Raw genomic sequence first — 9,444 nt, forward strand, 5'->3', positions numbered from 1 at the left:
GTCAGCGCGTTCCGGCCCAGCGGAACTCGCGCTTGGTGCGCGGTGTGCGGGGGCCGTCCCCGGCCGACACGGGTTCCTCGCCGGTCAGCACGATGCGCGTCTTGAGCGCGATCAGTGCGAACAGCACCCAGTTGCCCTGGTAGAGCAGCCGCGACTCGGCGACGGACTGCACCAGCAGCGCGACGACGACCAGCAGCGGCAGGAGGGACACCGGGTCGAACGAGCGCGGACGGAACGAGGCGTCGTACCCGACGCGCGTCGCGCAGGCCCACGAGCGGGACAGCGTGGTCACGACGTAGACCGCGAACAGGACGAGGCCGATGATCCCCGTCTGCATCCAGACGTCCAGGTACGCGTCGTGCGCCTGCAGGTAGGTGACACCCTTGCGGTGCGCGAGGTCGGCCAGGGTCGGGATCGCGGGCCACCAGTACCCGATCCACCCCCAGCCTCCGACCGGGTGCTGCTCGATCAGTCCGAGGACCTTGCCCCAGATCTCGCCGCGGCCGGTCGCGTCCGAGCCCTTGCCGAGCATCTCGGACACCGGTCCGCGCAGCAGGAAGCCCGCGACCGCGACGACGACCGCGCCGACCGCGAGCAGCAGGTACCGCGGCGTCCGGCGCTCGGTCGGCACGCGGCGCATCCAGATCGCGACCAGGGCGACCACGGCGACGACGACGGCGGCGGCGATGACGGTGGACGAGCGGGTCAGGACGAAGCCGACGGCGGCGACGAGGAGCCATCCGAGCGCCCGGTTCCGCCGCATCCGGCCCTCGGCGAACTGCACGGCCACGACGATCGCCACCAGGAGCGCCACCATCGCGAGCAGGTTGGCGTTGCCGGGCAGCCCCTGGATGCGCCCGCCGGTGAAGAGCTCGGCCCGTGAGAAGTAGAAGGCGTCGGGGATGTCGGCGTCGCCGTAGTCGGTCCAGATCGGTGCGATCGGATGACGCACGAACACGGCGACGACGGCCTCGAACACGAGCGAGAGCATCAGGACCCAGCGGAGCGCGAGGCTCAGTGCGTCGGCGATCCGACGCCAGGTCAGGGTCGACGCGATCGTGAACGCGACCGCGACGCAGATCACCTGCGCGACCAGGCTCGAGATCGTGGCGAACCGCCAGTGCGACCAGAGCACCGTCACCAGGCACCAACCGAGGAACACCCAGAGCGCCCACGGAGTGCGCACCATCGACGGCCTGGCCCGGACCAGGACCGTGATGCCCCAGGCTGCGACGAGTGCCCAGAGAACGCCGGCACCGACCCAGGTGAGGGTGTTCGGAACGGCGTCGCCCGCGAACAGCACGAACAGGGTCGTCGCCCCGAGGGCGAACGCCTCGCGCTCGGGTACGGTTCCGCGCGCGATCGGCCAGGTGTTCGTCACGAGGCCAGGCTACCGGCCGGTCGCCGCCAGCAGGAGTCACGTCGGGAGCGCCGGTAGGCTCTGGCCCATGTTCCTCGGCATCACGAACACCCCCCGCGACTACGCCTGGGGCTCGGTCACCGCGATCCCGGAGCTCCTCGGACGCACCGTCACGGGCGCCCCGCAGGCGGAGCTCTGGCTCGGCGCGCACGCCGGCAGCCCCTCCGTCGTCGTCAACCCCGCGATGGTCGGTGGAGCGGACACGCTCCGCGACTGGATCGCGGAGGAGCCGGAGACCGCACTCGGTCCGGACCGCACGGGTCTGCCCTTCCTGCTGAAGGTGCTCGCCGCCGCGGCACCGCTCTCGCTGCAGGCACACCCGACGCCGGAGCAGGCGGAGGAGGGGTTCTCCCGCGAGGAGCGCGCAGGCATCGCCATCGACGACCCCGCTCGCAACTACAAGGACCCGTTCCCGAAGCCCGAACTCGTCGTCGCGCTGAGTGAGCGGTTCGAAGCGCTGAGCGGCTTCCGCCCGGTCGAGGACACCCTGGCAGAGGTCCGCCTGCTCGATGCCGGCACCGGTCGCCTCGGACCGCTCGAGGTCCACCTGGCGCACGGGCTCGAGGACACGGTCCGCTGGCTCGAGACAGCCGACGAGTCCGCGCTCGCCGTCGTGCAGGCCACGAGCGACCTCGCCCAGGCGCTCGCCGACGACCTGCACACCCCGAACACCGCGACCGTCCGTGACCTCGCGACGAGCTGGCCGGGGGATCCGGGCATCGTGGTGTCCCTGCTCATGCACCGGGTGACGCTCACCGCGGGGCAGGCGATGTACCTGCCCGCCGGCAACATCCACGCGTACCTCGACGGCCTCGGCATCGAGCTGATGGCCCCGTCGGACAACGTGCTCCGCGGTGGCCTCACGCCGAAGCACGTCGACGTCCCCGAGCTCCTGCACGTGCTCGACTTCACCGCGTACCCGGAGCCGGTCCTCGAGCCCGAGCACGTCGCCCCCGGAGTCGACCGGTTCGCACCGCAGGGGGTCGGCTTCGCGCTGCTGCGGGTCGACGGCGACGGCCGCCCGGTCGGGCTGAGCGCCGGCGGGGTCGCCCCGCTCGTCGGCCCGTCGATCGCAGTCTGCACCGAGGGCGTGGTCACGCTCGTCGGCGCGCGGTCCGCCACGTTGCTCCGGAAGGGCGAGTCGTGCTTCATCACGCCGGACGAGGGCGACGTGACGGTCGGGGCGGACTCGCCTGACGGCATCACCTCAACCGTGTTCATCGCCACCGGCGCGTAGCCAACGTCCGCTAGCGTGGCGAGCATGAGTTGGCTGGTCACCGGCGGTGCCGGGTACATCGGATCCCACGTCGTCCGGGCACTGCGCTCGGCCGGCATCGACACGGTCGCGTTCGACGACCTCTCGAGCGGCTTCCGCGCGTTCGTGCCGGGCGACGTGCCGTTCGTCGAGGGCACGATCCTCGACGGTGAGCTCGTCGCACGCACCCTGCGCGAGCACGACGTCGCGGGTGTCGTCCACGTCGCCGGCTTCAAGTACGCCGGCGTCTCGGTCGAGCGGCCGCTGCACACCTACGAGCAGAACGTCACCGGGATGGCGACGCTGCTCCGCGCGATGGCCGACACCGGCGTGACGAAGGCGGTCTTCTCGTCGAGCGCCGCCGTCTACGGCACCCCGGACGTCGAGACCGTCGTCGAGTCCACCCCGAAGAACCCGGAGTCCCCGTACGGCGAGTCGAAGCTGATCGGCGAGTGGCTGCTCCGCGACATGGAGGTCGCCGCGGGTTTCACCACGACCTCGCTGCGCTACTTCAACGTCGTCGGCTCGGGGGAGCCTGACCTGTACGACGCCAGCCCGCACAACCTGTTCCCGCTGGTGTTCGACGCGCTGCTCGCCGGCCGGACCCCGCGGATCAACGGCGACGACTACGACACGCCGGACGGCACCTGCGTGCGCGACTACGTGCACGTCGCCGACCTGGCGCACTCGCACGCCGTGGCTGCACGGAAGCTCGAGGCGGGGGAGTCGCTCGACCGCGCCTACAACCTCGGCAGCGGCGACGGCGTGAGCGTCCGGCAGATCATGGACGCCATGGCGACGGGCACCGGGATCGCCTTCGAGCCGGAGATCGCTCCGCGTCGCCCCGGCGACCCGGCGCGGATCGTCGCGACCGGCGAAGCCGCCGCCCGCGACCTGGAGTGGGCGATGCGCCACACCCTCGACGAGATGGTCTCGAGCGCCTGGGACGCCCGCCGCAGCGCCTCCTGAGTGTGTGCAGCTTCGATCGGTGGCGTCGTTCTCGCACCGCTCCGTGTCGTGTCCGTGTCGTCGTCGCGTGCCGGAAGCCGATCGGCTACTGAGACGGTGGCAGGGTCGAGCTTCTGGCCGTTCCCATGGACCTTGCGGCTATGAGTCGTCTCGAGTCGCCTGCCTGGTCGGCGGCCGACGTGTCGGTTCACGTGCGGTTGTCGTGACCTTCGTCGCGCTCCGGGCCCGCCACACCGGCAAGCGGTAGGAGGCACGCCGCACAGCCGACCTCAGCAGTCTCGCGAACCGATCGGCTACGGACAGACCGTGTGGGGGCGTTGTGAACGACGCCGGGGAGTACTCCGTCAGGACCGCCCCGGCGTGCGCCGATCAGAGCTCCCGGCAGACGGACGCGGCGAGGATGAGCATGTTGACCTTCGCGTCGGGGTTCGCGCCGGAGTAGCTGACGTAGAACGTCGGCGAGCTCCTGCCTCCGGAGTAGCGCACCTGTGTCCACGAGCTACGACCCCGGTTGTCGCCTCGGCGAGTGATGTCGTACTCCGCCCAGACCCGTTCAGCATTGTCGAGCACCTTCCGCGCGGTGACCTCGGACGTGCTCGACAGGTTCACTTCCCGTCGGCGGCCAGCGTCGCCGGTGGTGAAGCCGAGGATGTCGGTGTTCGAGCAGACGGAGTCGCCGGTGAGTTCACGGAACGGCTCGGGCCGGGACTCCCCTTCGTCGTAGTAGTCCTTCCACTGCGACAAGCCGCCGTTGGGTTCCATGAACGCGTTCAAGGCAGCGACGGTGCGGTGGTCCTGCTGGGCGGCGACGGCATCGGACGCGATGTACGGCTGGTGGCCTTGGCAGGCTCCGACGATGAGGACGAACACGAGCACGAACACCGTGCCGAGGGCGAGGCGCTTCACGTCCCGTCGCCGACGTGCGGCGCGCCCCTCAACGGTGTTGTCCGACATGGTGCCCCTTCCCCCTGCGGTTCAGCATGCCAGATGCGACGCATCGCGCGGCCGAACCGCTTCGCCACTGCTCGGTCGATGGCTGCCGGACACCGGTCCCCTCCGGCCGATCCGCGCGGGAGATCCGATCACGTCGTTGCGAAGACTCGGGTGGGCCCTTCGCGATCTTCACGTCGTTGCCGGTGTCGAACGGAAACCGCACCGTTGCATGTCATCAGCCGCGGGCTGCTCGGAGGGTGTGCCGTGGGAGTTCGCCGAACTCGTCGCGGTAGGCGCCCGCGAACCGTCCGAGGTGCGCGAAGCCGGCTCCGCGTGCGATCTCGGCGATGCTCCGGTCGGACACGGACTGCAGCTGCTCGCGGGCGAGGAGGAGTCGGATGCGGCGCAGGTACGCCAGCGGCGTGGTTCCGTGGTGACGGTTGAACGCGGCCTGAACGCCGCGGACACTCAGCCCGGCGGCTTCGGCAACGTCAGCGACGGTGATCTGCTCGGCCGCGTGCTCGAGCAGGAATGCCTCGGCACGGGCGAATCGAGAGCTCGCGGGGGTCTGCTGGGCGGGCTGCTCGACGGGCCAGTGCGGAATCGCGGTCAACAGCCCGTTCGCGGCGAACCGGGTGAGTTCCTGCTCCCGCTCCATCGACACCTCATCCGGACCGGTGAGCACTTCAGCTGCGACGGTACGGACCATCAGCCACCAGGCCGCCAACGTTGGCCCTTCTGGGACGTGCCGGGGGCGGAACTCCAGCGGTCCCGGCGCCCAGCCACCGCGCTCAGCAGCGACTTCTTCAACCGTCACGCGGTCGATGCGGATGACGTCCTTCTGGAACGCCTCGAACCGGACGGGCTGCGGCCCGTTCCGGAACAGCACTGGCCCACCGATCGCGACAGGGTGACCATCGACGTGTCCTCGGCCGGACTTCAACCACACCAACGTCATCGCGCTACCCGGCTCGATCGTGCCACTGACCGCCCCAGTGCAAGTAGTGGACTCCAGCGACAGCAGACGTGTTCCGCGCACCCGCTCCTCGAACACGAACCCAGCACCATCCGGGTCCACATCGACACCGTGGCCGACGTGGGTGCGAGCGATCGCGTCCGCAGCAACAGAAGGATCTGTGGTCTCGACGACCTGCCGGGCGCGGCGCATGGATTCGGACACCGCCTGATCATCACGGCAACCCGGCCGAGCCGCAATGCCTGCACCCAACTTCCGGAATCGGATATTGCCCGGGTAGCCCGGTCACTCCCCAATCGATGCAGTCGCTGCCCGTGTGCATCCACTCAGGTGATGCGAGCATCCTTCAAGTGGGTGCTGGACCGTTCGGGTCGGAACGGCACCCGGATGGGCCCGGCGAACGACAGGGGTCCGTGCGGGTCGGGATCGAGACGCAATGATCTCTCCCGGCTCGTTCCTGGGCCACCGGGCGATCTCAGTCGCCCGTGTTCGGGCCTCCGAGAAACGACTCGTACGTCTCGGTGTCGTCACGGTGGGCGGCGGGATCGGGGAGGACGTAGAGCACGTCGGTTTCGGTGCCGACGACCTCGCGGAGCCGAGCGACTGCCTCGATGGGGGTGTCGGCTTCGACACCTGCAACGACCGGCTCACTGTCATCGTCGGGGACGTAGCCCGCGTTCCACTGCACCCGATGATTCTCCAGGCGTGGTCGCCGGGCAGCAATTCGAGTGCGTCTGCGAGCACGTCTGGACGCACAGCGGGACAGCACAGCCGAGACGGCCCGGAGGCAATCGCGCTCCGGCCCGGGCGCTAGGGCGACTCTCCAGGGCCGGAGCGTCGACGCTCGCAGCGAGCCTTGGTCACGACCAATCGGGTGACTCGCTGGGTTTCCGTTGCGGTTAGCCGTCCTCGTCGAAGGTGGGGACACCGATGGTGTCCGTCCTGCCATTCGATCCAAGGACCGCGGCGTACTCGATCACCGCACCCGCGACCCCGTCGGCGACCATCGTCGCTTGCCCGTTGTAGTGGATGAACTTCATGCGACCACCCAACGGCGAACCGCGTGGGACACCATCCAGGCGAAGTCAACCCCCACCGTCCCCTACCTGGCGGCGTCGAACTGATCTTGGTGGGTTGTGACCTCGTCACGGTGGGCCTCGGACCATGCCTTCAGCTGCCGGACCGTCGTGTGCAGCGAGAGGCCGAGCTCGGTGAGCTCGTACGTCACGGTGACCGGGACCGTCGCAGTCGCCGTCCGGGTGATCAAGCCATCCCGCTCGAGAGACCGCAACGTCTGGGACAACATCTTCGGACTCACGCCCGCGAGGACCCGTCCCAGTTCGGAGTACCGCATCGGCCGTGGGTCCCCGTCGCACTCGGGACCACTGCCCAGCGCAGACAGCACCAGGGTCACCCACTTGCCGGAGACTTGCGCCAACAGTCGCTGACTCGGGCACGCCGACAGGAACGCGTTGTAGCGCGCTTTCTCATCGGCCTTCTTCTCAGCAGCGGTCGCGGTCACCACGGAACCTCCTCAGGTATCAACGCACTTACAGGTAACTACTTCCTCCGAGAAAGTGCTTCCTCCAGAGTGAGACACGACACGCAGTTCCACAAGCACGAGAGGCACCTGATGGCCACCAGCACCACCCCCGACCTGCCCGGCGGAACCTGGACCCTGGGCGACCGCACCGTGACCCGCTTCGGGTACGGAGCCATGCAGCTCGCCGGCCCCTGGGTCGTCGGCCCTCCGAAGGACCACGAGGCCGCACTCGCCGTGCTGCGCGCCGCCGTGGGCAGCGGCATCACCCACATCGACACCGCCGAGACCTACGGGCCCCGCGTCGTCAACGACCTCATCCGCGAGGCACTCCACCCTTACGCCGACGACCTGGTCATCGCGACCAAGGCCGGTGGACGCCGCGACGAGAACGGCGGATGGCCGTCAGCGCGGAAGCCCGACGAGCTGCGCGCCCAGATCGACGACAACCTCGAGACCCTCGGAGTCGACTCCCTGGACCTCGTGCACCTGCGCCTCGGCGACGCCGACGGGCCCGTCCGGGAACGCATCACCGAGGCGTTCGAGACGCTCGTCGACCTGCAGCAGCAGGGCGTGATCCGGCACCTCGGCGTCAGCAACGCCACCCCGGCACAGGTTGAGGAAGCGCAGTCGATCGCGCCCATCGTGTCGGTGCAGAACATGTACAACCTCGCAAACCGCTGGGACGACGCCCTCATCGACCGGCTCGCCGACGAGGGCGTCGCTTACATCCCGTTCTTCCCCCCTCGGCGGGTTCACCCCGCTGCAGTCCGACGCGCTCTCGGGCGTCGCCGCCCGACTCGACTCGACACCCATGTCGGTCGCCCTGGCGTGGCTGCTGCACCGGTCGCCGAACATCCTCCTGATCCCCGGGACCGCTTCGGCAGACCACCTGCGCGAAAACACCGCCGGCGCCGCACTCACCCTCTCCAAGACGGATCTTCGCGAGCTCGACCGCATCTCGGGCTGACCCGAGGCGACGCCTGGCGGGACACAACGGCGACAGCCCGCCAGGCGTGACCCGCGACCGGCAAGCGATTCCTCTCCGGGCACCGATCCGAGACGTCGCTCGTGTCGGCTCAGTGACCCGCCCGCGCGAGCAGGCAGGACACGAGGATGGCGTTATTGACTGATCGGACAACAACGGGGGTAAGGTGGGCCCCGACCCGGGCAACCCCTGGTCGCAGAGGAGAAAGCACCATGATCCCGCACACCAAGCACATCCCCACGAGCAAGGTCATCAGCGCGTACTACACAGTTCACCCTGACGATCGACAGGCGTTCAGCGACGCCGTCATCCCCCATCTGATGACCACCGCGCAGCAAGACGGATGCACGTACTACGTCTTCGCCGAGGACCTCACGGACCCGAACACAATCCACCTCACCGAGGGGTGGCGTGACCAAGCCGCCATCGACGCCCACATGGCCGATGAAGACTTCCTCAAGGCCGTCACGACCGTGCTCGGCGGCATCCGCATCCTCGACTACCAGGCCGAGTACTACGACGTGGCCGCGCAAACCGCCGGCGCCCTCCCCGACGCGAGCTGACCCACCACCAGGCGACCCGCGCTACGCAGGACGAGCGGACGCCCGATCGCGGACATCGGCCCGCATAGGATCACGTCATGTCCCGCCCTCGGAAATTCGACGAGGACGCCGTCGTCGAATCGGCTGCCGGCGTCTTCGCCGCCGCCGGCTACGGCGGAACGACGATGGAGGAGCTCAGCCGCGCCACCGGGCTCGGTAAGCAGAGCATCTACAACACCTTCGGCGGCAAACGGGACCTCTTCCTGCGCGCGCTCGAGCGGAGCACCTCCACGCACGTTGATCGCCTGACCGCCGAACTTTCGTCCGGGACGTCCTCTCCGCTCGAGCGGATCAGGGCGCACCTGAATGCGCTCGCCATCACCTTCACATCAGAGGGGCCGCTGGACTCGTTGTTCACCAAGGCCACGGTGGAGCTGGCCGACCGTGATCCGGACGTCGCGGCGGCCGCTCGTCGCGCCTATCGGCGCCTCGAGGACGAGTACGCCGAATGCATCGAGCAAGCGCAAGCAGCCGGAGAAGTGGATGCGGCCCTCCACGCGCGGGCCCTGGCGACGTACTTCGTGGCGGTCACACGCGGCATGGAAGTCCTCGGGACCGCCGGCGCCGACCGGTCGACGCTCCTCGGCGTCGGGCGAGCAGCACTGACGCTGCTCACCTGAAGAAACCGACAACCCGCACCCGGTCGAGTACTCAGAGGAAGCGTCTCGATAGCCGGTGGCGGTTTCAAGGGGTCGTTGCAACGGGTGGTTGTTTCGGGTCCGAGAGTAGCTGCTCGAATGCTTCTGCCGGGGTGCGGTAGC

11 protein-coding genes and 1 pseudogene are annotated in these 9,444 nt (G+C 69.1%); 6 read left to right on the plus strand and 6 right to left on the minus strand.

Annotated features, from left to right (window positions below):
- Position 1: 1 nt before the first annotated feature.
- Positions 2-1,381, minus strand: coding sequence for an O-antigen ligase family protein (locus tag ITJ56_RS18840; protein WP_194628152.1), 1,380 nt, complete (start codon positions 1,379-1,381; stop codon positions 2-4).
- A gap of 67 nt (positions 1,382-1,448) precedes the next feature.
- Between ITJ56_RS18840 and manA the strand changes: the two genes are divergently transcribed.
- Entirely contained in the window at positions 1,449-2,657 is a 1,209-nt protein-coding gene (gene manA / locus ITJ56_RS04765; RefSeq protein ID WP_194628153.1) for a mannose-6-phosphate isomerase, class I, read from the plus strand.
- 24 nt (positions 2,658-2,681) lie between these two features.
- Positions 2,682-3,644, plus strand: a complete 963-nt coding sequence (galE, locus tag ITJ56_RS04770) for a UDP-glucose 4-epimerase GalE (RefSeq protein WP_194628154.1) — start codon at positions 2,682-2,684, stop codon at positions 3,642-3,644.
- Positions 3,645-4,013: 369 nt separating this feature from the next.
- On the opposite strand, the gene ITJ56_RS04775 is transcribed toward galE, so the two are convergent.
- The 5 genes from ITJ56_RS04775 to ITJ56_RS04795 form a co-directional block, all read right to left on the minus strand.
- Entirely contained in the window at positions 4,014-4,598 is a 585-nt protein-coding gene (locus ITJ56_RS04775) for a hypothetical protein (protein WP_194628156.1), read from the minus strand.
- Between the two features lie 214 nt (positions 4,599-4,812).
- The gene (locus tag ITJ56_RS18845; RefSeq protein ID WP_194628158.1) at positions 4,813-5,757 is read right to left on the minus strand and encodes an AraC family transcriptional regulator; all 945 of its coding nucleotides are present in this window, start codon (positions 5,755-5,757) and stop codon (positions 4,813-4,815) included.
- 271 nt (positions 5,758-6,028) lie between these two features.
- Positions 6,029-6,241, minus strand: coding sequence for a hypothetical protein (locus ITJ56_RS04785; protein WP_194628160.1), 213 nt, complete (start codon positions 6,239-6,241; stop codon positions 6,029-6,031).
- A gap of 211 nt (positions 6,242-6,452) precedes the next feature.
- On the minus strand, positions 6,453-6,593 hold the full coding sequence (locus tag ITJ56_RS04790; RefSeq protein ID WP_194628161.1) for a hypothetical protein: 141 nt from the start codon (positions 6,591-6,593) through the stop codon (positions 6,453-6,455).
- A 62-nt stretch (positions 6,594-6,655) separates the two neighbouring features.
- On the minus strand, positions 6,656-7,078 hold the full coding sequence (locus tag ITJ56_RS04795; RefSeq protein WP_194628163.1) for a winged helix-turn-helix transcriptional regulator: 423 nt from the start codon (positions 7,076-7,078) through the stop codon (positions 6,656-6,658).
- A gap of 192 nt (positions 7,079-7,270) precedes the next feature.
- Here ITJ56_RS04795 and ITJ56_RS18850 point away from each other — a divergent pair.
- The 4 genes and pseudogenes from ITJ56_RS18850 to ITJ56_RS04810 form a co-directional block, all read left to right on the plus strand.
- Positions 7,271-7,777: pseudogene (locus ITJ56_RS18850) on the plus strand (aldo/keto reductase); the annotation flags it as partial.
- Between the two features lie 130 nt (positions 7,778-7,907).
- A complete protein-coding gene (locus tag ITJ56_RS18855) occupies positions 7,908-8,063 on the plus strand; it encodes an aldo/keto reductase (protein WP_323749721.1) in 156 nt (51 codons plus the stop codon).
- A gap of 230 nt (positions 8,064-8,293) precedes the next feature.
- Positions 8,294-8,644 (plus strand): putative quinol monooxygenase, encoded by a 351-nt coding sequence (locus tag ITJ56_RS04805; protein ID WP_194628165.1) that lies wholly within the window; start codon positions 8,294-8,296, stop codon positions 8,642-8,644.
- A gap of 77 nt (positions 8,645-8,721) precedes the next feature.
- Positions 8,722-9,303 carry a TetR/AcrR family transcriptional regulator gene (locus ITJ56_RS04810; RefSeq protein ID WP_194628166.1) on the plus strand — a complete coding sequence of 194 codons (582 nt, stop codon included), beginning with the start codon at positions 8,722-8,724 and terminating at the stop codon, positions 9,301-9,303.
- Positions 9,304-9,444: the final 141 nt, after the last annotated feature.

Source organism: Curtobacterium sp. VKM Ac-1376, from assembly GCF_015351025.1.
GTDB lineage: Bacteria > Actinomycetota > Actinomycetes > Actinomycetales > Microbacteriaceae > Curtobacterium.

Bases quoted from the DNA above. Each gene is read 5' to 3' on its own strand.
- manA (WP_194628153.1), top strand. From the start codon at position 1,449: ATGTTCCTCGGCATCACGAACACCCCCCGCGACTACGCCTGGGGCTCG.
- galE (WP_194628154.1), top strand. From the start codon at position 2,682: ATGAGTTGGCTGGTCACCGGCGGTGCCGGGTACATCGGATCCCACGTC.
- ITJ56_RS04775 (WP_194628156.1), bottom strand. From the start codon at position 4,598: ATGTCGGACAACACCGTTGAGGGGCGCGCCGCACGTCGGCGACGGGAC.
- ITJ56_RS04790 (WP_194628161.1), bottom strand. From the start codon at position 6,593: ATGAAGTTCATCCACTACAACGGGCAAGCGACGATGGTCGCCGACGGG.
- ITJ56_RS18855 (WP_323749721.1), top strand. From the start codon at position 7,908: ATGTCGGTCGCCCTGGCGTGGCTGCTGCACCGGTCGCCGAACATCCTC.
- ITJ56_RS04805 (WP_194628165.1), top strand. From the start codon at position 8,294: ATGATCCCGCACACCAAGCACATCCCCACGAGCAAGGTCATCAGCGCG.
- ITJ56_RS04810 (WP_194628166.1), top strand. From the start codon at position 8,722: ATGTCCCGCCCTCGGAAATTCGACGAGGACGCCGTCGTCGAATCGGCT.